This window comes from Pseudomonas sp. N40(2020), assembly GCF_014472415.1.
In the GTDB taxonomy this organism is placed as follows: Bacteria; Pseudomonadota; Gammaproteobacteria; order Pseudomonadales; family Pseudomonadaceae; genus Aquipseudomonas.
The window spans coordinates 129,381-149,654 of the sequence record NZ_JACSZV010000006.1 but is presented as its reverse complement, the minus strand read 5'-3'; the positions used below and the strand labels follow the sequence as shown (position 1 = coordinate 149,654).

At 58.3% G+C, this 20,274-nt stretch carries 23 protein-coding genes; 17 read left to right on the top strand and 6 right to left on the bottom strand.

Features of this window, described 5'->3' with window-relative positions:
• Positions 1-40 precede the first annotated feature (40 nt).
• The 4 genes from IAI51_RS06795 to IAI51_RS06780 all read right to left on the bottom strand — a co-directional run bounded on the left by IAI51_RS06795 (position 41) and on the right by IAI51_RS06780 (position 2,722).
• The gene (locus tag IAI51_RS06795) at positions 41-295 is read right to left on the bottom strand and encodes a hypothetical protein (protein WP_123453211.1); all 255 of its coding nucleotides are present in this window, start codon (positions 293-295) and stop codon (positions 41-43) included.
• A gap of 44 nt (positions 296-339) precedes the next feature.
• On the bottom strand, positions 340-678 hold the full coding sequence (locus IAI51_RS06790; protein WP_187677775.1) for a hypothetical protein: 339 nt from the start codon (positions 676-678) through the stop codon (positions 340-342).
• 82 nt (positions 679-760) lie between these two features.
• Positions 761-1,957, bottom strand: a complete 1,197-nt coding sequence (locus IAI51_RS06785) for an MFS transporter (RefSeq protein ID WP_187677774.1) — start codon at positions 1,955-1,957, stop codon at positions 761-763.
• A 111-nt stretch (positions 1,958-2,068) separates the two neighbouring features.
• Positions 2,069-2,722: an HD domain-containing protein gene (locus IAI51_RS06780; RefSeq protein WP_187677773.1), complete on the bottom strand. Its 654-nt coding sequence runs from the start codon at positions 2,720-2,722 to the stop codon at positions 2,069-2,071.
• Between the two features lie 110 nt (positions 2,723-2,832).
• Here IAI51_RS06780 and IAI51_RS06775 point away from each other — a divergent pair, with 110 nt between their 5' ends.
• From IAI51_RS06775 to IAI51_RS06725, 11 genes are all read left to right on the top strand, one after another.
• Positions 2,833-3,312: a GNAT family N-acetyltransferase gene (locus tag IAI51_RS06775; RefSeq protein WP_064588662.1), complete on the top strand. Its 480-nt coding sequence runs from the start codon at positions 2,833-2,835 to the stop codon at positions 3,310-3,312.
• A 160-nt stretch (positions 3,313-3,472) separates the two neighbouring features.
• Positions 3,473-4,135 carry a hypothetical protein gene (locus tag IAI51_RS06770; protein ID WP_187677772.1) on the top strand — a complete coding sequence of 221 codons (663 nt, stop codon included), beginning with the start codon at positions 3,473-3,475 and terminating at the stop codon, positions 4,133-4,135.
• Positions 4,132-4,626: a PAAR domain-containing protein gene (locus IAI51_RS06765; RefSeq protein WP_187677771.1), complete on the top strand. Its 495-nt coding sequence runs from the start codon at positions 4,132-4,134 to the stop codon at positions 4,624-4,626. The genes IAI51_RS06770 and IAI51_RS06765 overlap by 4 nt, the downstream gene beginning before the upstream one ends.
• 5 nt (positions 4,627-4,631) lie before the next feature.
• A complete protein-coding gene (locus IAI51_RS06760) occupies positions 4,632-5,369 on the top strand; it encodes an alpha/beta hydrolase (protein ID WP_187677770.1) in 738 nt (245 codons plus the stop codon).
• A 3-nt stretch (positions 5,370-5,372) separates the two neighbouring features.
• Positions 5,373-5,873, top strand: coding sequence for a hypothetical protein (locus IAI51_RS06755; RefSeq protein ID WP_187677769.1), 501 nt, complete (start codon positions 5,373-5,375; stop codon positions 5,871-5,873).
• A 137-nt stretch (positions 5,874-6,010) separates the two neighbouring features.
• Complete coding sequence (locus tag IAI51_RS06750; protein ID WP_187677768.1) at positions 6,011-6,679, top strand: hypothetical protein; 669 nt, start codon at positions 6,011-6,013, stop codon at positions 6,677-6,679.
• A 64-nt stretch (positions 6,680-6,743) separates the two neighbouring features.
• Complete coding sequence (locus IAI51_RS06745) at positions 6,744-7,733, top strand: 2-dehydro-3-deoxygalactonokinase (protein WP_187677767.1); 990 nt, start codon at positions 6,744-6,746, stop codon at positions 7,731-7,733.
• Positions 7,734-7,752: 19 nt separating this feature from the next.
• Positions 7,753-8,373 carry a 2-dehydro-3-deoxy-6-phosphogalactonate aldolase gene (locus IAI51_RS06740; protein ID WP_187677766.1) on the top strand — a complete coding sequence of 207 codons (621 nt, stop codon included), beginning with the start codon at positions 7,753-7,755 and terminating at the stop codon, positions 8,371-8,373.
• A gap of 61 nt (positions 8,374-8,434) precedes the next feature.
• Entirely contained in the window at positions 8,435-9,583 is a 1,149-nt protein-coding gene (gene dgoD / locus IAI51_RS06735) for a galactonate dehydratase (RefSeq protein ID WP_008085519.1), read from the top strand.
• 172 nt (positions 9,584-9,755) lie between these two features.
• Complete coding sequence (locus IAI51_RS06730; protein ID WP_187677765.1) at positions 9,756-11,066, top strand: MFS transporter; 1,311 nt, start codon at positions 9,756-9,758, stop codon at positions 11,064-11,066.
• A gap of 60 nt (positions 11,067-11,126) precedes the next feature.
• Positions 11,127-11,930 carry an IclR family transcriptional regulator gene (locus tag IAI51_RS06725; RefSeq protein WP_187677764.1) on the top strand — a complete coding sequence of 268 codons (804 nt, stop codon included), beginning with the start codon at positions 11,127-11,129 and terminating at the stop codon, positions 11,928-11,930.
• A gap of 4 nt (positions 11,931-11,934) precedes the next feature.
• Here the strand turns inward: IAI51_RS06725 and IAI51_RS06720 are convergent, their stop codons facing one another.
• Positions 11,935-12,987 (bottom strand): NAD(P)-dependent alcohol dehydrogenase, encoded by a 1,053-nt coding sequence (locus IAI51_RS06720; RefSeq protein WP_187677763.1) that lies wholly within the window; start codon positions 12,985-12,987, stop codon positions 11,935-11,937.
• 190 nt (positions 12,988-13,177) lie between these two features.
• Between IAI51_RS06720 and IAI51_RS06715 the strand changes: the two genes are divergently transcribed.
• Positions 13,178-14,068 carry an AraC family transcriptional regulator gene (locus IAI51_RS06715; RefSeq protein WP_187677762.1) on the top strand — a complete coding sequence of 297 codons (891 nt, stop codon included), beginning with the start codon at positions 13,178-13,180 and terminating at the stop codon, positions 14,066-14,068.
• A gap of 183 nt (positions 14,069-14,251) precedes the next feature.
• Here IAI51_RS06715 and IAI51_RS06710 read toward each other — a convergent pair whose 3' ends face one another.
• On the bottom strand, positions 14,252-15,916 hold the full coding sequence (locus IAI51_RS06710) for an electron transfer flavoprotein-ubiquinone oxidoreductase (protein WP_187677761.1): 1,665 nt from the start codon (positions 15,914-15,916) through the stop codon (positions 14,252-14,254).
• Positions 15,917-16,467: 551 nt separating this feature from the next.
• Here IAI51_RS06710 and IAI51_RS06705 point away from each other — a divergent pair.
• The 5 genes from IAI51_RS06705 (at position 16,468) to IAI51_RS06685 (ending at position 20,226) form a co-directional block, all read left to right on the top strand.
• Positions 16,468-17,217 (top strand): electron transfer flavoprotein subunit beta/FixA family protein, encoded by a 750-nt coding sequence (locus tag IAI51_RS06705; protein ID WP_007908338.1) that lies wholly within the window; start codon positions 16,468-16,470, stop codon positions 17,215-17,217.
• Between the two features lie 2 nt (positions 17,218-17,219).
• The gene (locus IAI51_RS06700) at positions 17,220-18,149 is read left to right on the top strand and encodes an electron transfer flavoprotein subunit alpha/FixB family protein (RefSeq protein WP_187677760.1); all 930 of its coding nucleotides are present in this window, start codon (positions 17,220-17,222) and stop codon (positions 18,147-18,149) included.
• An 80-nt stretch (positions 18,150-18,229) separates the two neighbouring features.
• The gene (locus IAI51_RS06695; RefSeq protein WP_187677759.1) at positions 18,230-19,051 is read left to right on the top strand and encodes a substrate-binding periplasmic protein; all 822 of its coding nucleotides are present in this window, start codon (positions 18,230-18,232) and stop codon (positions 19,049-19,051) included.
• A gap of 9 nt (positions 19,052-19,060) precedes the next feature.
• Positions 19,061-19,417 carry a DUF4398 domain-containing protein gene (locus IAI51_RS06690; protein ID WP_187677758.1) on the top strand — a complete coding sequence of 119 codons (357 nt, stop codon included), beginning with the start codon at positions 19,061-19,063 and terminating at the stop codon, positions 19,415-19,417.
• A complete protein-coding gene (locus tag IAI51_RS06685) occupies positions 19,414-20,226 on the top strand; it encodes an OmpA family protein (protein ID WP_187677757.1) in 813 nt (270 codons plus the stop codon). Before IAI51_RS06690 ends, IAI51_RS06685 begins: the two co-directional genes overlap by 4 nt.
• The last annotated feature ends 48 nt before the right edge of the window (positions 20,227-20,274 follow it).

Here is a 20,274-nt window from a genome sequence, read left to right as displayed (position 1 = left end):
TAGGAGCAGCCTGCGGCAGCTCCTACAGGGTCAGACGGTGTCAGCTATCGAGTTTGCGCGCCGCTTCAACGCCGGCGGCACTGAGCTTGATCGGCAGGTGCAAAGAATGTTCGCCGGCCTCGTTGCAGGTCACATGACCATGGTGAATCAGTCCTCGTTCCTGCAAAGCGGCGAGGGCGCTGGCCACGACTTTCTCGCCCCGGTAATTGTCCAGCACCTCCTTGCCCAGTCCACTCGGGTGAGCGTGCAGCAGGCGGGTGAGGACTTCTTTTTCCAGGTTTTTATCGACGTTCATGGTTACCTCTTCATGGATGTGAATAGGACGCTCGCGTCGGCGAACTACTGCTGACCGGACCCTTCGGAACCCGAGCCACCGGTGGTGGTTTTCGAGCCGACGCCGGGGCCGGCGTTGTCTGGCGTTGCAGGGGAATCTGGGGTGTTCATGCCGCCCTGGCGACCGGGATCACTGCCTTGCGTGCGAGGATCGGTGCCGGTGGCTGGGGGCTGGTTGATCAACGGAACACCCGAGCCATCGGTATTCATGCCGGGGGCACTGTTGATGGCGGGGGCTCGCGGAGGGGTCGGATCTGTAGGGCCGGTACCTGCCGCAGTTGCAGCGAAGGCTGCGGGGCAGAGCAGGGCGGTGAAGACAAGAGCGGTCAACCTTGACGGAATCATAGGGCTTCTCCAGTGATTGGAATCCTTACCTTGTGTTGGTCTGCCCTGGTTTTGGATTGGTGCCTGATGATCGACGAACGGTCTACATCGCCTGTGCGGTTTTGACATTGATCCGGCGCCAGAGTAATCGGCCGAGGGTGATCAACCAGTTCAGCAGCGCGACCGCCAACACCGTGAGTAGCAGCGTCGCCATGCCGTGTTCAACGATGATTTTCCCGGCCAATAATGGAAAGCCAAAAACGCCAACAAAATAGGAAAGACTGAACAGCAGCAACGCCTGCGAAGTCGTGCCATTCGGTGCTTCGTTGGCGGCCAGTCCGTTGATCACCGAATAAGTAAGTCCGTAACCGACACCCAGCATCACCGCCGCCAGCAGATAAGCGAAACCGCTGTGTACGCCGAACGCAAACAGCACAATCGAACCGAGCATCAGCCCTGACAGCAGACACGACGCACGCAGTGGATCACGCTTGACCACGAAGCCGGCGATCAGCATCCGGCTGCTGATTGCCGCGCTCATGAAGCCGAGAAAGAACAGCGAATAATCCAGCGAGCGGGTAGCGGCATAAGTGGTCTGAAAGCTCGACAGGCCACCGAACACGCAACCGCCGAGACCGACCATGATGATCGGAAACAGCGCGCGGGAACCGAGTACTTGAGTGGTCGCTCGCCAAGTGATTCTGGCGGAGGACATGGTTTGGGGGCTTTGCAAGCGAGCACCGAGCCGCCAGAACAACAACACGCCGATCAGGCTCGCCAGTGCCGCCAGATAGAACGCCGACGTCACCGGCAAGCCCAGCGCATTGGCCACCCTTCCGAGCAACGGGCCGCTGCCGATTCCGGTCATCATGCTCCCCGACAGCAAGGCAAAATATTTCGCCCGCTGCGCCGGGGTCACCAGACTGGCGACAATGATCGGCCCCAAGGTGTAAAACACCCCCCAGCCCAACCCCAGCAACAAACCGAAAAACAGCAACAGATGACCGAACCCCGGCGTCATCGCAAAGCCCAGGCTGGCCGCCACCAGCAGCAGACCGAACAACGCAATCGAACGCGCCGCGCCGAGCAGATCCGACAGGTGCCCGGACACCAGCACTGCCGCAAACGTACTGAACATCGCCGCAGAAATCACGCTGCCGGCGTCGTGTTCATTGCCGCCGCGCGAGCCGATCAACAACGACAGCAGAAACGTCGAACCGTAGGACAGTGACAGCAAGTAACTGGCGAGGCAGAACAGGCCGAACAGCTTGCCCGACACCTTGGGTGTGGCTTGAGACATTGACGCGGTTCCTTGACCGGAGCATTGAGCGTCATCTATCTAACACGCCCGACGCCAAGCTTAGGTCTGAGCTTGGTGAAGTCAGGATCGTTGCGGGCCGGAGTAATGCGTTCAGGCGATACCAATCTCTTCCTTGAACTGCTCCATGAAGCCTTTCAGGCGTTGATGACGGATCTGCGCCAGACGCTGGCCTGCGGTGGTCTGGAACCCGTCGGCGAGGTGCAGCAGTTTGGTCTGGAAGTGATCGAGGCAGAACCGTGTGTCGTTGTAATCGCGATGTCTCGCCTCTGGATCCTGTGGGTCGTACAAAGCCGATCCCATGCGCCCGGCCACGTAGAAGGTGCGGGCGACGCCGAGCATACCGAGTGAATCGAGACGGTCGGCGTCCTGGACGATTTTTGCTTCGAGGGTGATTGGCGTGATGTTGGCGGAAAAGCTGTGGGCTTCGATGGCGTGGGCGACGGTGTTGATTTTGTCTTCGGGCCACTTCAGGTCGGTCAACACTGCCCAGGCTTTTTCCGCTGCCAGGCGCGAGGCTTGCGAGCGCAACGGCGAGTTCTTTTCAATGGCGACGCAATCGTGCAACAGCACAGCCGCCAGCAATACTTCAAGATCCCCGCCTTCCTCGGCCTGCAACGTACGCACGTTGTGCCAAACCCGTTGCAGGTGGGCGAGGTCGTGAGCACCGTCGTCTGAGGGTTCGAGCGCGTGGGGTAGCAGATCTTCCGCAAGAGTCATCAGTGGAGTAAAAGCGCTGGCAGACATAAACACTCTTTCAGTTGAGGTGGGTGTCTGTGGCGAGGGAGCAAGCTCTCTCGCCACAAAAGCAATGGCGCCTTAGTATGGCGCTTTCCATTTTCCAACAAGGCCCGTCCATGACGATCGAGATCCGCCCGGCGACCCCCAGCGATGCTCCGCAAATCCTCGCGTTCATCACCGAACTGGCAGATTTCGAAAAAGCCCGCCACGAAGTTATCGCCAGCGTTACCGACATCGAGCGCAGCCTGTTCGGCGAAGGCGCCACCGCCCATGGCCTGATCTGCCTGCGCGACGGCCTGCCCATTGGTTTCGCCGTGTTCTTCTTCAGCTACTCCACCTGGCTCGGCAGCAACTGCCTGTACCTCGAAGACCTCTACATTACCCCCGAGCAACGTGGCGGCGGCGCCGGCAAAACCCTGCTGCGCCATCTGGCAAAAATCGCCTGCGACAACGACTGCGGACGCTTCGAGTGGAGTGTCCTGGAATGGAACACGCCGGCCATCGACTTCTACAAATCCCTCGGTGCCCAGCCGCAGGAAGAATGGGTGAGGTATCGCATGGATGGCAAGGTGTTGCGCGAGTTCGCCGAGGGCTGAACAACAATGATGGCGATCTAGTGCTAATTCGATTGTCGCCAGCCCTCTAGTCCGGCATTCTACGCGCCATTTTTGCGCGCTCACGGACGACACCTGCAATGCCTCTGGCAAAATTTCTCCACGCCCGTGGAGCCTTCGCTGCGTCAATGAGTGACCGGCGATGAGCGGATTACGGGCGTCAATGCGTTTGTATGGCCTGGTGAAAAACTCGGGCTCCAGCGACAACCCCCAGCGTCAACCGGTAGACATCCTCTGCGTCGTCAGTCGCACGGGCGGCAAAGCCATCCGTGCGTTTGTGTCTCGGCTCGACGCCGAGTTGATGGCGCGCAGCGAAGGGCTCGATGCTTATCGCGTGATCCCCCTGCGCAGCTTTGATCCCACAGTGTTTATCGACGTCCAACAAGGCTGGCTGACGCTGCACATTTGCTGCGGCTTCGTCGCCCCGGCCGGTCATTCGTTGCTCAAGGACGGCGCGCTGATGCCGATGGGGTGGTACGTCTACTCCGAGATTGGCCGGTGGACTGCCGAACATCATCTGGACCTCGGCGCGCAAATGGCCGAGTTGCTGCAATCAACCTACGACCTGATTCACCTGCACAATTACAACGCTTGGCTCAACGAACTCGACGACGCCACCTCCGCCGATTTGCTCTGGCAAACCGACGAAGCCTGGCGACATCTGCAAACCGCTATATCTCCCGACAGCCGTGAGCATTGCCACGCTCTGTTCGACCCAGTCGACAACCGCTGGCGCTTCGCCGCGACCGACATCGATATCCATCAGCCGCACCCGGAACCTCTGAAGCAAGGAGCTTTGAATTGAGTGGTAAACCCGCCGCACGCGTCACCGACCCGACCGCCTGCCCACTGCCTGGCCATGGCACCAACCCGATCGTCTCCGGCTCGCCGAACGTCTTCTTCGACGGCCTCGCCGCTGCGCGCATGACCGACAAGTCAGCATGTGGCAGTCCGATTACTGGCGCTGTCTCCGGCACTGTGTTCATCAACGGCCTGAACGCCGCCACGCTGGATAGCACCGGCGGGCACGGCAATGTCGTGGTCGGCGGTTCGGGGACTGTGATTATTGGCCAGAGCGGCGGAGGCGCGGCGTTTAGTGGGTTGTTGCCGATGCCGGTGCATTTTACCGACAAATTGCAGGTGGTGAATGAGGCGACGGGAGAGCCCGTGCCCTATCACCCCTACACGATTCAGCGCGGTGACGGCAGTGAAGAACATGGCGTTACGGATGCTTCGGGATTTACGCATACCGTCAGTTCGCATTTACCTGAAACTATTAAATTATTTGTTGAGTGATTGATATGGCAGGAGAAAATGTGGCAGGCGTGGAGCCTTTGGCTAAAAGAGACGTGGGGAACGTTGAGTTAACCAAGCCAGAGGATAAGTGCGCCAAAGTCATTGCTATCAGCATAAAGAAAGTCTTTATCTTGTTTGTTGGTGGTGCGGGAGATCAGGAGAGTTACTACCTCAGTGGGCCAAACTGGAACGTGAGTCATGTTCGCACTAAAGTAGAGTCTGATGCTGACGCGCTATGTTATTTGTCGAAATGCGATATGAAAGCATTGGCCTATAATAAGTTCTTGACGGATGAAGACTTGGCTAAAAACGTATTGGTTGAGGTTCCTGATAAAACTACGCCTGTTTATATCATCGGGCATAGTTTGGGCGGTTGGAACGGTGCACACCTCTCCAGTGTTTTGGCCGATAAGGGTTACACAATCAAAATGCTGATCACGATAGACCCCGTGGGGCAGGGAAAGATTGTCTATGGAGTTTCAACCATTTACAGGCGAAAGCCTGAACCAAAGGCGGAGTTCTGGATAAATATCCGTGCGGCGAAAATCAAGAATCGAGACATATCTGATACTGTCGCTGACTTTGGTGAGCAATGGGAGATAACTTCAGGTCCCAATGTCAGTGGTCGGGTTGATGTCAATCACGCCGATGCGGATATCATGTTCGATCAAAAACTGGATGGGGGGAAGTCCGCTCGTCAACTATTGGCAGATTCGATACTCGGCTATCTGAGGGAGAAATAAACTGTGAATAGATTTTTTTTAGCACTTGCCGTATTACTGTGTTGCTCATGTTCCTCGAATCATGGCAGGCCAATTGCTGCGCTTGATTATAAGAGTGTTTCAATTAGCCCAAGCAGAAGTTCTTTTTTCATAGGTTTCTCAAGTAATACGGATCTGCTGGGTTTGTTTCAGTCTAAAATTGGCGAGGGACTGGTTTGTACCTTGGGCGATGATCTGGATTTTTCCATTGGCCATTATCAGAAGCTCTACGGTAACGGTATCGTTGAGATGAGTGAAAACGCTTCGAAAGGAAAATATATCGCTCGGGTTATTTTTCGAGAGACCGGAGAAGTGCAGGGTAAGGAGCGTATTCTTGATGGTGATGCGTTGCGCGGAGCTTTAATGGCGAACGATTTTGTCGTGTGTACCTTCAGAGTGCATACAACAAAATATAAAACCTACTTTTCGGAGTTTATGCGTATCCCTTCCAAAGACTTTATAAAAGAACTCGTTCGATCAGAGTGACAAGCTGGTTTGTTTGCGCTCTGGATAAAGAATTCGAGTTTGAGTGTGTCGCGATCGGACTGTGTATTTAGCGAGTGATCTTGAAGAGTCATTTCAGCAGTCGGAGCCGTATGCGTGATTCAGGATGAACACAGCGAATGAAGCGAAATATCTACAAGGTTTTATTGGTTGCTGGTTTTTTATTGTGTTCATCGTGCCTGCACCTCAATGTCCCCCCCGCCAGGCTTGAGTTTGTCTCGATTAATCACCGGATCTACTCTGCTTACGACCTGCGTTTCACCTCCGACCGAAACCTCATTGATCTCTATGAAGATCATGGTCGAAGAGGGCAGATTGGTACCTGGATCCATTGCTCTTTGAACGGTGATCCAGACTTTTCCATCGAACATAAAATCGTCCTGGAAGCCTCGGGAATCGTCAGTGGCATGCGCTTGATAGAAGGCGATCGTCGCTATGAGATGTTCGCGAATATCCGCGTCGAGAATCACGCCGTCAACGACGGCCGTAACCACATCCGGCCGGTTGAGTTGGTGCAGATCCTCAAACCGCAGGAATACATTCCGTGCAAGGTGGTGATCACCGCATTCCCGTTCGTGGCGTATTACTCGAAAGTCATGTACATGCCAACGTCGCGGTTCATTGCCGCAATAGAGAATCCTCGAGTGGCGCCAGCGCGTACTTGGCTCGAAAAGTCCGACCAACCCAGGTCGTTACTGCCGCTTGCTCCAGTGTGCATCGTGCGCTGGCGCTATGACCTGGCTCTACTGATTTCATCCCAAAATATGGGATGTAAAATTACATATTGAGATTTACTGTTTGAGAGGTCTATAGTCCGTCGCACTCACTGCCAAAAACAAAACAGGTGAAGCGATGCTGGCGCAATTGATCGCGCTCGATTGGGGGACGACCTCATTACGTGCTTACAAACTCGCGGCGGGCGGTGTGGTGCTGGAGCAGCGTTCGCTGTCGTCCGGGATCATGCAGTTGCCGAAGACCCCGCGAGTCATCAACGGTCGCGAATGTGCCGACGGTTTTGAACTGGCCTTTGACGAGGCTTGCGGTGACTGGCTCAATGCGCAGCCGGATCTGCCGGTGATCGCCTGCGGCATGGTCGGCAGCGCGCAGGGCTGGCGTGAAGCGGCCTACTGCGAAACGCCGGCGAACGTCGCCAATCTCGGAAACTCCCTACAAACGGTTGTCAGTCTTCGCGGCACGCGGGTGTATATCGTGCCGGGCGTGATTCAGCGTTCGCGACTGCCGAATGTGATGCGTGGCGAAGAGACTCAAGTCCTCGGCGTCCTGCAGAATCTGCCGGTCGAGGCGGGCAACGAAGTGTTGATCGGCCTGCCGGGCAGTCATTCGAAATGGGTGGAAGTGGTCGATGGCCGCATCACGCATTTCGACACCTTCATGACCGGCGAAGTGTTCGCCGTGCTCAGTGATCACAGCATCCTCGGCCGTACTCAACAGCAAGGCGCGACGTTCGATGGTCAGGCGTTTGACCGGGGCGTGCAGGTTGCGCTGTCGGCGGACGGTGAGCTCGGCGTGCTCTCGACTTTATTCAGTGCGCGAACGCTGGGCCTGACCGGCGAACTCAGCCCGACGGCGCAAGCGGATTACCTGTCCGGCCTGATGATTGGCCATGAACTGGCGGCACTCGCCACGGTTCAGCGGCATCGACGCAACAGCGTGCACCTTCCTTCGATCGTCCTTATCGGCAACGCGCAACTCTGCGCGCGCTATAGCCGTGCCCTCGATGCCTGCGGTTTTGCCAAGGTGACGCTGGCCGAGCAGGCCACCGAGCGTGGCTTATGGCAACTGGCGCTGGCCGCCGGACTGATCGATTCCTCATCCCGTTAACCCTGACTGGAGGCCTGAAATGCTCAAGCAAGCATTGGCACAAAACGGTCTGATCGCGATCCTGCGCGGCCTGCATCCGCAGGAAGCTGCCGCTGTCGGAGAAGTCCTGTATGCCGCCGGATTTCGCGTCATCGAAGTACCGCTCAATTCCCCTTCGCCGTACGAAAGTATCCGCATCCTGCGCACGACGTTGCCCGCCGATTGCCTGATCGGCGCCGGCACGGTGTTGACCCCGGAGCAGGTCGAGCAAGTGAAAGAGGCTGGCGGCCAGGTGATCGTCATGCCGCACAGCGATGCCAAGGTGTTGCGTGCAGCAAAAGCGGCGGGTTTGTTTCTGTCGCCAGGCGTGGCCACACCGACTGAAGCGTTCGCGGCGCTGGAGGAGGGCGCGGACATTCTCAAGCTGTTTCCGGCCGAGCAGATGGGCCCGGCAGTCGTCAAAGCCTGGCTGGCGGTGTTGCCTTCTGGAACGGTGCTGGCGCCGGTCGGCGGGATCACGCCGGACAACATGCAGGCGTTTATTGACGCGGGTGTGAAAGGCTTCGGACTCGGTTCCGGCCTGTTTAAACCGGGGATGACGCCGCAGCAGGTTGCGGTCAATGCCAAGGCCTACGTCGCTGCCTGGAAAGCCCTTCGCTAAGAACTTTTGGCGCTGCGTGCGCTGCATCTATAAGAGCTGCATTTACAAAAAGAGAGCAGAGATGAAAATCACCAAACTCACCACCTTCATCGTCCCGCCGCGCTGGTGCTTCCTCAAGGTTGAAACCGATGAGGGCGTGACCGGTTGGGGCGAGCCTGTCGTCGAGGGTCGCGCACACACCGTTGCCGCTGCCGTTGAAGAATTGTCCGACTACCTGATCGGCAAAGACCCACGCAACATCGAAGATATCTGGACGGTGTTGTACCGCGGCGGTTTCTATCGCGGCGGCGCGATTCACATGAGCGCACTGGCCGGTATCGACCAGGCGTTGTGGGACATCAAGGGCAAGGCGCTCGGTGTCTCGGTCAGCGATCTGCTGGGCGGTCAGGTGCGCGACAAGATCCGCGTGTATTCGTGGATCGGCGGCGACCGTCCGGCCGACACCGCACGCGCGGCGAAAGAGGCGGTGAGCCGTGGTTTTACCGCGGTGAAGATGAACGGCACCGAGGAGCTGCAATTTCTCGATACCTTCGAAAAAGTCGACCTCGCCTTGGCCAACGTGGCCGCCGTGCGTGATGCGGTCGGGCCGAACGTCGGCATTGGCGTCGACTTCCATGGCCGGGTACACAAGCCGATGGCCAAGGTGCTGATGAAGGAACTCGACCCGTACAAACTGATGTTTATCGAAGAGCCGGTGCTCAGCGAAAACTACGAAGCACTGAAAGAACTGGCGCCGTTGACCAGCACGCCGATTGCTCTCGGTGAGCGGCTGTTCTCGCGCTGGGACTTTAAACGGGTGTTGAGTGAAGGTTACGTCGACATCATTCAGCCGGATGCGTCGCATGCCGGCGGCATCACCGAAACCCGCAAGATCGCCAACATGGCCGAAGCCTACGACGTGGCGCTGGCGCTGCATTGCCCGCTGGGGCCGATTGCACTGGCAGCGTGTTTGCAACTCGACGCGGTTTGTTACAACGCGTTTATCCAGGAGCAGAGCCTGGGTATCCATTACAACGAGAGCAACGACTTGCTCGACTACGTGAAGGACCCGCGGGTGTTCGATTACGACAAGGGCTTCGTGAAGATTCCGAACGGGCCGGGGCTGGGGATCGAGATCAACGAGGAATACGTGATCGAGCGTGCTGCCGTCGGCCACCGCTGGCGCAACCCGATCTGGCGCCACGCCGATGGCAGTTTTGCCGAGTGGTGAGTCATCCCTGACCCAACGCTGGCGGTGCTGATCGTTCCCACGCTCTGCGTGGGAACGCCTCAATGGACGCTCTGCGTCCGCTGTTGGGACGCGGAGCGTCCCGTGCTGCATTCCCACGCAGAGCGTGGGAACGATCTTCTGACCTCAATAAACATAAAAAGAGGCACTCCCCATGCAACCGCAAACCCTCACCGGGCAGGCGTCTTTAGTCACGCCTAGCCGTAAGCGGTTTTTCATCATGGTGTTGCTGTTTATCACCGTGGTCATCAACTACCTCGACCGCAGTAACCTGTCGATTGCCGCACCGGCGCTGACCAGTGAGCTGGGCATCGATCCAATTCATGTCGGCCTGATTTTCTCGGCGTTCGGCTGGACCTACGCCGCGATGCAGATTCCCGGTGGCTGGCTGGTGGATCGGGTGCCGCCGCGCATCCTTTATAGCGTCGCATTGCTGCTGTGGTCGCTGGCCACGGTGATGCTCGGTTTCGCTGCCAGTTTCATCGCGCTGTTCGTGTTGCGCATGGCGGTCGGTGCGCTGGAAGCGCCGGCCTATCCGATCAACAGCCGCGTGGTCACGACCTGGTTCCCCGAGCGCGAGCGCGCCACGGCGATTGGTTTCTATACGTCTGGACAGTTCGTTGGGTTGGCGTTCCTCACCCCGGTACTCGCGTGGCTACAGCATGAGTTCGGCTGGCACATGGTGTTTATCGCAACCGGCGCGGTGGGCATTGTATGGGCGGCGATCTGGTACGCGGTGTATCGCGAGCCGCGTGATTTCAAAGGCGTCAACGATGCAGAAATCGACCTGATCCGCGAGGGCGGCGGGTTGGTGGATATTCAGGCCGAGAGCGCCAAGGTCAAAGCCAAATTCAGTTGGACCGATCTCGGCATCGTTCTCACTAAACGCAAGTTGTGGGGCATCTATCTCGGCCAGTTCTGCCTGAACTCGACGCTGTGGTTTTTCCTGACGTGGTTCCCGACCTACCTCGTGAAATATCGCGGCATGGACTTCATCAAATCCGGCCTGTTGGCGTCGCTGCCGTTTCTCGCAGCGTTCGTTGGTGTGTTGTGTTCGGGGTTCTTTTCCGACTTTTTGATCCGTCGTGGTTACACCGTCGGTTTCGCGCGCAAGTTGCCGATCATTGGCGGGCTGCTGATTTCCACTTCGATCATTGGCGCCAACTTCGTTGAGTCGACGCCGCTGGTGATTGCCTTTCTGGCGCTGGCGTTTTTCGGTAATGGGTTGGCGTCGATCACCTGGTCGCTGGTGTCGACACTGGCACCGGCACGCCTGCTCGGCTTGACCGGTGGGGTGTTCAATTTCATCGGTAACCTCTCGGCGATTGCCACGCCGATCGTGATCGGTTTCCTCGCCAGCGGTGATTCCTTTGCCCCGGCGATCACCTATATCGCGGTTCTCGCATTGATCGGCGCTTTGTCCTACGTGCTGCTCGTGGGCAAGGTCGAACGTATCGAGTTGTAGTGCTCAGCGTCGGGCGACCATAATGCCGCCCGTTCCCTCGCTCAACGGTAAAGGCTGGATATGCAGGAAGACGCCCCGGAAAAAACCAAGGACGCCGCGCCCACCGGCACTCAGACGCTACTGCGCGGGCTGGGTGTGGTGCAGGCCGTGGCCAGTGGCGCGCGGGATCTCAAGGAGATCGCCCGGCTGATCGGCACCACGCGCAGCACCACCCATCGTCTGGCCAGTTGTCTGGTGGATGAGCGTTATCTGCGTGTTGTGCCGCAAATCGGTTATCTGTTGGGGCCGAAGCTGATCGAGCTGGGTTTCCAGGCACGCGAAGAGTTGCCGCTGGTGACGTTGGCCGGGCCGTATCTGGATGAGTTGTCGGCACTGACCGGTGACACGGTTCACCTGGGGATTCGTGAAGGCGACGAAGTGCTGTATCTGCTGAAGAATCCAGGGCGCAACGGCCCGGAGATGCGTTCGCGGGTTGGCCATCGCATGCCTCTGGCACGCACCGGGATCGGCAAGGCGTTGATGCTCGACGACACGCCGCAGGATTGGCAACGTCTGTACGACATCAGTCTTCCGGCGGGTGGGAAAAGTCAGTTCTGGCCGCAGCACCCACAGCAGTCGTGGGAACAGGTTGAACAACGGATGACCGAGTATGTGGTCGGTGGCTACGCGTTCGATCTGGAAGACAACGAACCGTCGATCCGTTGTGTGGCGGCGCCGATCCGTGATGCGAGCAAGCGCATTGTGGCGGCGATCAGTATCGCCAGCACTGTGCCTTATATGCCTCTGGAAAAAATGGCCGAGCTGATTCCCCTGATCAAAGGGGTCACAGCCCGGCTATCGGCGGAGCTGGGATTGAAGGTCTGAAGGATCAGACTTTCAGGGTCGCCATGTCGATCACGAAGCGGTATTTCACGTCACCGGCAATCATGCGGGCGTACGCCTCATTGATCTCGCGGATGTCGAGCATTTCAATGTCGCAGGTGATGTTGTGCTCGGCGCAGAAATCCAGCACTTCCTGAGTTTCGGCGACGCCACCGATCAGCGAACCGGCCAGCACGCGGCGACTCATCACCAGTTTGCCGGCGTGTACCGGTGGATCAACCGGCTCGATCAGACCGACCAGAATGTGCACACCGTCGAAACGCAGGGTGTCGAGGTACGGGTTCAGGTCGTGCTGCACCGGAATGGTGTCGAGCAGGAAGTCGAAGTAACCCGCCGCAGCTTTCATCTGCTCGGCATCGGTGGACACGATCACATGATCGGCGCCCTGACGACGGCCTTCTTCAGCCTTGCTTGCCGAACGGGTGAACAGCGTCACTTCGGCGCCCATCGCCTTGGCGAACTTGATGCCCATATGGCCGAGGCCGCCCATGCCGAGAATGCCGACCTTGTCGCCAGCCTTCACGCCGTAGTGCTTGAGCGGCGAATAAGTGGTGATGCCGGCGCAGAGAATCGGTGCGGCGCTGGCCAGCGCCAGACGCTCCGGAATGCGTACGACAAAGTGCTCGCTGACGACGATGCTGTCGGAGTAGCCGCCCATGGTGTTGCTGCCGTCGACCCGATCCGGGGTCGCGTAGGTCATGGTCGGACCTTCGAGGCAGTATTGCTCAAGGTTCGCTTGGCAGGCTTCGCAGGAGCGGCAGGAGTCGACCATGCAGCCAACGCCGACCAGATCGCCTACTTTGTGTTTAGTGACATTCGCACCGACGGCGGTGACTTTTCCGACGATCTCGTGGCCGGGCATCAACGGGTAAACAGCGATGCCCCATTCGTTGCGCGCCTGGTGAATGTCGGAGTGGCAGACGCCGCAATACAGGATCTCGATCGCCACGTCGTCGGCCCGAGGGCTGCGGCGTTCGAATTTCATCGGGGCGAGGGGCGTGGTGGCCGATTGGGCGGCATAGCCGATGGCGGTATACATGTGAAACCTCGCAAAAGCAGTAACAAGTGAGGCGGCGCATTTTGGGCGCCGTCCGCCTGTCCGGCCATGACGATTCCTCCGGGTCTCATGCCTAATCCTCCGGCATGCGGCTTTGATCAGTCGCATTGGCAAAAGGATCTGCGATGATGCTTTCATCCCTTTTTCCGTGATTTTTGTGAAGAACATGTCGATGCAATTGACCCGTCACCTTGATGCCAACGCCACGCTGGTTTCTCTGATCGAACCGCTGGCGCTGCGCGACGGTTATTCCCAGACCGGGCTGCCGGGTGTGCAGGTGTTGCGCGCCAGTTGCGACGTTGCCCGTGGCCCGCACATTTATGAGCCGAGCCTGATGATCATCGCCCAGGGCAGCAAACTGGCGTTTCTCGGGCCGCGCACCATGGAGTATGGCGCCGGGCACTATCTGATTCAGGCGCTGCCGGTGCCTTTCGAATGCGAAACCTTTGCCTTGCCGGATGCGCCGTTGCTGGGGATTTCGGTGGCGATCGACCGTGTCTTGCTGGGTGAATTGGTATTGGCGATGGGGCTGGCGCCGGGGCGGCATATTCCAGCGCAGACACCGGAGTCGATGACCTCGGTGGTGCTTGACGATGACATGCGGGGTTGTGTCGAAAGGCTGCTGCAATGTCTGCACGATCCGCTGGAATGCCAGATTCTGGGGCCGGCGCGGATTCGCGAATTGCTTTTCGTCGCCCTGCGCGGTCCGCAGGCTGATGTGTTGCGGGCGCTGGTCGAGCAGCAGGGGCAGTTTGCCCGGGTCGCGGCATCGATCAGTCATTTGCACGCGCACTACACCGAGCCGTTGAACGTCGAGACGTTGGCCGGTTGCGCGAACATGAGCGTTTCGACGTTTCATGAACATTTCAAGCGCAGCACGTTGTTGTCGCCGGTGCAGTATCTGAAGCGCCTGCGCTTGCTTAAGGCGCAAACGCTGCTGGTGGCGGAGGGCCTGGGTGTGGCGCAGGTGGCGCATCGGGTTGGGTATCAGAGTACTTCGCAGTTCAGTCGTGAATATAAACGCTACTTCGAGCGCAGCCCTGGAGAGGAGCGCGCGGCCTGAGGATTTACACAATCCCCTGTAGGAGTGAGCCTGCTCGCGATAGCGGCGTACCAGATGACATGATGTCGACTGGTTTACTGCTATCGCGAGCAGGCTCACTCCTACAGTTGTTTTTGGTGAGACAAAAATTTTGGGCAACAAAAAGGCCCCCGTTTCGGGAGCCTTGTTGTTCAGCGGTTCAGCTTACATATTCGGGTAAGTCGGACCGCCGGCGCCTTCCGGCGTGACCCAGGTGATGTTCTGCGAAGGGTCCTTGATGTCACAGGTCTTGCAGTGCACGCAGTTCTGGGCGTTGATCTGGAAGCGTTTCTCGCCGTCTTCCTTGGTGATGACTTCGTATACGCCGGCCGGGCAGTAGCGCTGCGCCGGTTCGTCGTACAGCGGCAGGTTTTTGCTGATCGGGATGCTCGGGTCGGTCAGCTTCAGGTGGCACGGCTGCTCTTCTTCGTGGTTGGTACCGGAGATGAACACCGAGCTGAGTTTGTCGAAGCTGAGCTTACCGTCGGGTTTCGGGTAGTCGATCTTCTTGCAGTCGGCCGCGAGCTTGAGGCAGGCGTAGTCCGGCTTGGTGTCGTGCAGGGTGAACGGCAGTTTGCCGCCGAAGATGTTCTGGTCCAGCCAGTTGAAGCCGCCACCGACAATGGCGCCGAACTTGTGGACGGCCGGGCCGAAGTTGCGGCTGGCGAACAGTTCGTCGTAGAGCCAGCTCTTCTTGAAGGCGTCGACGTAAGTGGTCAGCTCTTCAGTGCCATCCTTTTCAGCGAACAGCGCGTCAGCCACCGATTCAGCGGCGAGCATGCCGGACTTCATCGCAGTGTTGCTGCCTTTGATCTTGGCGAAGTTCAGGGTGCCGAGGTCGCAACCGATCAGCGCGCCGCCCTTGAAGACCATTTTTGGCAACGAGTTCAGGCCGCCCTTGCAGATCGCGCGGGCGCCGTAGCTGACGCGCTTGCCGCCTTCCAGGTACTGAGCCAGTACCGGGTGATGCTTGAGGCGCTGGAACTCGTCGAACGGCGACAGGTAAGTGTTGCTGTAGGACAGATCGACGATCAGACCGACCACCACCTGGTTGTTTTCCAAGTGATAGAGGAACGAGCCACCGGTGTTCTCGGTGCCCATGATGTCCAGCGGCCAACCGGCGGTGTGCACCACCAGGCCTGGCTGGTGTTTGGCCGGATCGATTTCCCAGATTTCTTTCAGGCCGATGCCGTAGTGCTGGGCGTCGGCATCGCTGTCGAGGTTGAAGCGCTTGATCAGCTGCTTGCCGATGTGGCCACGGCAGCCTTCGGCGAACAGCGTGTATTTGCCACGCAGTTCCATGCCCGGGGTGTACAGGCCTTCTTTCGGATTGCCTTCGCGGTCAACGCCCAGATCACCGGTGATGATCCCGCGCACGATGCCGCTTTCGTCGATCAGCGCCTCCTGAGCGGCGAAGCCCGGGTAGATTTCCACACCCAGGTTTTCAGCCTGCTGGGCCAGCCAGCGGCAAAGGTTGCCGAGGGAGATGATGTAGTTGCCTTCGTTGTGCATGGTCTTGGGCACAAAGAAGTCAGGAATCTTCTGCGCGCTTTCGGCGTTTTTCAGCACGAAAATATCGTCGCGGGTGACTGGCGTGTTCAGCGGGGCGCCGAGTTCTTTCCAGTCCGGGAACAATTCGTTCAAAGCGCGTGGTTCGAACACGGCACCGGAAAGGATGTGTGCGCCGACTTCGGAGCCTTTTTCGACCACGCAGACGCTGATTTCCTTACCGGCTTCGGCGGCCTTCTGCTTCAGACGGCAGGCGGCGGACAGGCCAGCGGGGCCGGCACCGACGATGACCACGTCGAATTCCATGTATTCGCGTTCCACAGGCTATCTCCTACTCAAGGCTCAACAGTTTTTTTTCTAATTTGGAGGTTTGGTGTCGCATCCGTATTGCCTTTACGTTAACGTCAAGGGCAGTAATGGAAAACCCACCTTTCTCTCTAGGGGGCGCATTATATCTACACCACTCTGAGCGTCCAATACAAACGTTTGTTTGAATTGGCTCCAGCCCAGAGAAATCAAAGAAGCGCGGCTTATGAGTGACCATTTTGCCGTATTGACCGGAATAGGCGTTCCGGTCAAGATACGGGCGGTTTTGCGCTCGCCGTAGGCAGACTGGCGGTTTCAAGAGCACCTCTAAAGACAGGGCGTAGGCAGTACAAGGTGATGCGCAGCGCAGGTCTGGCGCGCAGTTTACACACCGTGAAGATCAATGACTTGTCGGTCACCACTGACGAACGGTCATCGCACTTCGCAGCGTGGAATCACCCTATACACAAGCCGGCGTTTTTAGAGGTGCCCTTGTAGCCCGATGAGCATCATCCGCCAGGTTCGCCTAGGCGACTTTCTTTTCACCGGAGAGTAACGAGGAATCCATGAAGGTTCTTGTAGCTGTCAAACGCGTTGTGGATTACAACGTCAAGGTTCGCGTCAAGGCGGACAATTCCGGCGTAGACCTCGCCAACGTCAAGATGTCGATGAACCCGTTCTGCGAAATCGCAGTGGAAGAAGCCGTACGCCTGAAAGAGAAAGGCGTTGCGACTGAAATCGTCGTCGTCTCCATCGGCCCGACCACTGCCCAGGAACAGCTGCGTACCGCACTGGCTCTGGGTGCCGACCGCGCCATCCTCGTCGAATCCGCTGAAGATCTGACGTCCCTGGCCGTTGCCAAACTGTTGAAAGCGGTTGTCGACAAGGAACAGCCTCAGCTCGTGATTCTGGGCAAGCAGGCAATCGACAGCGACAACAACCAGACCGGCCAGATGCTCGCTGCACTGAGCGGCTACGGTCAGGGCACTTTCGCCTCGAAAGTCGAAGTCTCCGGCGACAGCGTTGCCGTGACCCGCGAAATCGACGGCGGCGCGCAGACCGTTTCGCTGAAACTGCCAGCGATCGTCACCACCGACCTGCGTTTGAACGAGCCGCGCTACGCGTCCCTGCCAAACATCATGAAAGCCAAGAAGAAGCCTCTCGAAGTGCTGACTCCAGATGCTTTGGGCGTTTCCACCGCCTCCACCAACAAGACTCTGAAAGTCGAAGCGCCGGCTGCACGCAGCGCGGGTATCAAGGTCAAGTCGGTGGCTGAACTGGTCGAGAAACTGAAAAACGAAGCGAAGGTAATCTAATCATGACTATCTTGGTAATCGCCGAACACGACAACAAAGTGCTGGCTCCGGCCACGCTGAACACTGTTGCTGCCGCTGCCAAAATCGGCGGTGACATCCACGTTCTGGTTGCCGGCCAAGGCGCTGGCGCCGTGGCTGAAGCCGCTGCGAAAATCGCGGGCGTGAGCAAAGTCCTGAACGCTGACAACGCCGCTTACGCGCATCAGTTGCCGGAAAACGTTGCTCCTCTGGTGGCCGAACTCGGCGCTGGCTACAGCCACATCCTGGCTGCCGCCACTTCCAACGGTAAAAACATCCTGCCGCGCGTTGCCGCTGCGCTGGACGTTGACCAGATCTCCGAGATCATCTCGGTAGAGAGCGCTGATACTTTCAAGCGCCCGATCTACGCCGGTAACGCCATCGCTACCGTGCAATCGACCGCTGCGATCAAAGTGATCACCGTGCGTGCCACCGGTTTCGACCCGGTTGCTGCTGAAGGTGGTTCGGCTGCCGTTGAAGCGGTTGCTGCCGCGCACAACGCTGGGACTTCGAGCTTCGTTGGCGAAGAACTGGCCAAGTCTGATCGTCCAGAACTGACCGCTGCCAAGATCGTCGTTTCCGGCGGCCGCGGCATGCAAAACGGCGACAACTTCAAACACCTGTACGCCCTGGCAGACAAGTTGGGCGCTGCCGTCGGTGCTTCGCGCGCCGCGGTCGACGCAGGTTTCGTACCGAACGACATGCAGGTCGGTCAGACCGGCAAGATCGTTGCGCCACAGTTGTACATCGCCGTCGGTATCTCTGGCGCGATCCAGCACTTGGCCGGGATGAAAGACTCCAAAGTGATCGTTGCGATCAACAAGGACGAAGAAGCCCCGATCTTCCAGGTGGCCGATTACGGTCTGGTGGCGGATCTGTTCGAAGCCGTACCTGAGCTGGAGAAGCTGGTCTAATCCAGCGGCTTCACTTATAAAGAGCCCGACCTTTTGGTCGGGCTTTTTTTTGTCTCGGTTCTGAGTGGGAGCGTTTTGCCATGGATCTGCGCTGCGGATTGTTATTGGGATTGGCCCTATTGCCTGGGTTGGCAACGGCCGCCGGCAAGTGCGAGCGCCTCGTCGTCACCGGCAGCCCGGACGCGCCGCCGTACCTGTGGCAGGATCCGCAGAATCCCAAGCAGTTGATTGGTGCCAGTGCCGATCTGTTGCAGCAAGTGGCCAAAGACCTGGGTATCAAGGTCGAGTTGCTCTACGCGGGCAAACGATCCCAGGCCCTCGATGAAGTGCGCAGTGGCCGTATGGATATGCTGGCCGATGCGCCACTGACCCTCAACGAGCTGGAAAACTTCGACTACATCCATCCGCCGCTGCTGGAAAACGATTACCTGGTGTGGACACGTAAAGGCTCGACTCTGGCCTACACCGAAGCCAAAGACCTGCACGGCCATTCCGGTGGCTTGTCGGAAAAGTCTCGAATGACCCAGGCATTTGGTACCTTCGCCGATCAGCAATTGACCCTTACCCGGACAGCAAACCTCACCCAGGCCTTTCAGAAATTGCTCCTGGGTGAAGTGGAATATGTACTCGCCGGACGTTACTCGGGCATGGCCGCCGCGCAGGCGTTGGGCATGGCCAATGACTTGCTGGCCTTCGAGCAACGCATTGATCGACCGGGGCTGTATCTGGCGGTTTCTCATAACTCGGCGTGCAACGATCCGTGGTTGCGCGGACAGTTGGCCAAAAAGATGACAGAATTGCCCGCGTCCGGACTGACGGAAACCGCGCTGCAACGCAATATCGAGCGCTGGAAGGCCCAGCAGCAACAGCCGCAACAACCTGTCAGTGCCCCAAAACAGTAGGGATTCTTAGTGAGTATTCGACCTCTTTTCGCGGCGATGGCCGTTCTGGCCATGGCCGGTTGCGCGACCGATCCGGCACCCAATGAACAAATGCGCCTGACCGAACAAACCATCGCCCAGGCCAAGGCCGTCGGCGCGACCGCCGATGATGTGCCGGAAATGAAACTGGCCGAAACCAAGTACAACCGGGCCAAGGGCAACATGGCCGATGAGTCCTACCGAAACGCGCGCATGCGCGCCGAACAGGCCGAACTCGACGCGCGTCTGGCAGAAGCCAAAGTGCTGACGCAAAAGAGCGAAGCACAGCTGAACGTGCTCAACACCCGCATCACCCGTCTGCGCAAGCAACTGGGAGATGCCCGATGAGCCTCAAGTCCAAAGTTCTCGGTGGTGTGATCCTCGCCGGTTGCGCCAGCCTGTATGGCTGCGCCGGTCAACACAGCGAATCCGCTCTGCAAGAGGCCAGCGCCGATTTCCAGAAGGTCAAGGAAGATTCCAACGTGCTGCGTATCGCGCCGAAGGACGTGATACGCGCCGGCGAATCTCTGGCCCGTGCCGATCGCCTGTCCACTTATTGGGGCAGCGGTTCGGACGTGGTGCATTACGCCTACCTGAGTCAGCGCTACAGCGAAATTGCTCGCGAACACACCAATAAGGTGCTCAATGAAGAGCGCGCAGCCAAACTCGAAATGGAGCGTCAGCGCCTGCAACTGGCGCTGCGCGAATCGAAACTGTTGAGCGTTCAGCAGCAGGGCAAATGGCTTGAAGAACAGATCGTCGCTCTGGCCACCACGCAGACTGATCGCGGTTTGGTGATGACTCTTGGCGATGTGCTGTTCGATACGGGTGAAGCGGAGCTGAAAAACTCGGCCAACCGCGTCGTTCTGAAGATCGTGCAGTTCCTGCAATTGAATCCGAAACGCGTGGTGCGTATCGAGGGTTACGCCGACAGCACTGGCGGCAAACAGGAAAACCTCAAGCTGTCCCGCGACCGCGCGCAGTCGGTAGCCGATGTGCTTATGGACCTGGGCATCGACGACAAACGCATTCAGGTCGAAGGTTACGGCGACGAATACCCTGTGGATGCCAACGCTTCCGAGCGTGGACGCGCACAGAACCGTCGGGTGGAAATTGTCTTCTCCGACGAAAAAGGCCAGCTCGGCGCCGCCCGTTGAGGGTTGCGTCTCTGGAAAGCCCGGGCTGTCATGCAGCGCCGGGCTTTT

Coding starts and splice junctions, on each gene's coding strand:
- IAI51_RS06795 (WP_123453211.1), bottom strand. CDS start 295: ATGAACGTCGATAAAAACCTGGAAAAAGAAGTCCTCACCCGCCTGCTG.
- IAI51_RS06790 (WP_187677775.1), bottom strand. CDS start 678: ATGATTCCGTCAAGGTTGACCGCTCTTGTCTTCACCGCCCTGCTCTGC.
- IAI51_RS06785 (WP_187677774.1), bottom strand. CDS start 1,957: ATGTCTCAAGCCACACCCAAGGTGTCGGGCAAGCTGTTCGGCCTGTTC.
- IAI51_RS06780 (WP_187677773.1), bottom strand. CDS start 2,722: ATGTCTGCCAGCGCTTTTACTCCACTGATGACTCTTGCGGAAGATCTG.
- IAI51_RS06775 (WP_064588662.1), top strand. CDS start 2,833: ATGACGATCGAGATCCGCCCGGCGACCCCCAGCGATGCTCCGCAAATC.
- IAI51_RS06770 (WP_187677772.1), top strand. CDS start 3,473: ATGAGCGGATTACGGGCGTCAATGCGTTTGTATGGCCTGGTGAAAAAC.
- IAI51_RS06760 (WP_187677770.1), top strand. CDS start 4,632: ATGGCAGGAGAAAATGTGGCAGGCGTGGAGCCTTTGGCTAAAAGAGAC.
- IAI51_RS06750 (WP_187677768.1), top strand. CDS start 6,011: ATGAAGCGAAATATCTACAAGGTTTTATTGGTTGCTGGTTTTTTATTG.
- IAI51_RS06745 (WP_187677767.1), top strand. CDS start 6,744: ATGCTGGCGCAATTGATCGCGCTCGATTGGGGGACGACCTCATTACGT.
- IAI51_RS06740 (WP_187677766.1), top strand. CDS start 7,753: ATGCTCAAGCAAGCATTGGCACAAAACGGTCTGATCGCGATCCTGCGC.
- dgoD (WP_008085519.1), top strand. CDS start 8,435: ATGAAAATCACCAAACTCACCACCTTCATCGTCCCGCCGCGCTGGTGC.
- IAI51_RS06730 (WP_187677765.1), top strand. CDS start 9,756: ATGCAACCGCAAACCCTCACCGGGCAGGCGTCTTTAGTCACGCCTAGC.
- IAI51_RS06725 (WP_187677764.1), top strand. CDS start 11,127: ATGCAGGAAGACGCCCCGGAAAAAACCAAGGACGCCGCGCCCACCGGC.
- IAI51_RS06720 (WP_187677763.1), bottom strand. CDS start 12,987: ATGTATACCGCCATCGGCTATGCCGCCCAATCGGCCACCACGCCCCTC.
- IAI51_RS06715 (WP_187677762.1), top strand. CDS start 13,178: ATGCAATTGACCCGTCACCTTGATGCCAACGCCACGCTGGTTTCTCTG.
- IAI51_RS06705 (WP_007908338.1), top strand. CDS start 16,468: ATGAAGGTTCTTGTAGCTGTCAAACGCGTTGTGGATTACAACGTCAAG.
- IAI51_RS06700 (WP_187677760.1), top strand. CDS start 17,220: ATGACTATCTTGGTAATCGCCGAACACGACAACAAAGTGCTGGCTCCG.
- IAI51_RS06695 (WP_187677759.1), top strand. CDS start 18,230: ATGGATCTGCGCTGCGGATTGTTATTGGGATTGGCCCTATTGCCTGGG.
- IAI51_RS06685 (WP_187677757.1), top strand. CDS start 19,414: ATGAGCCTCAAGTCCAAAGTTCTCGGTGGTGTGATCCTCGCCGGTTGC.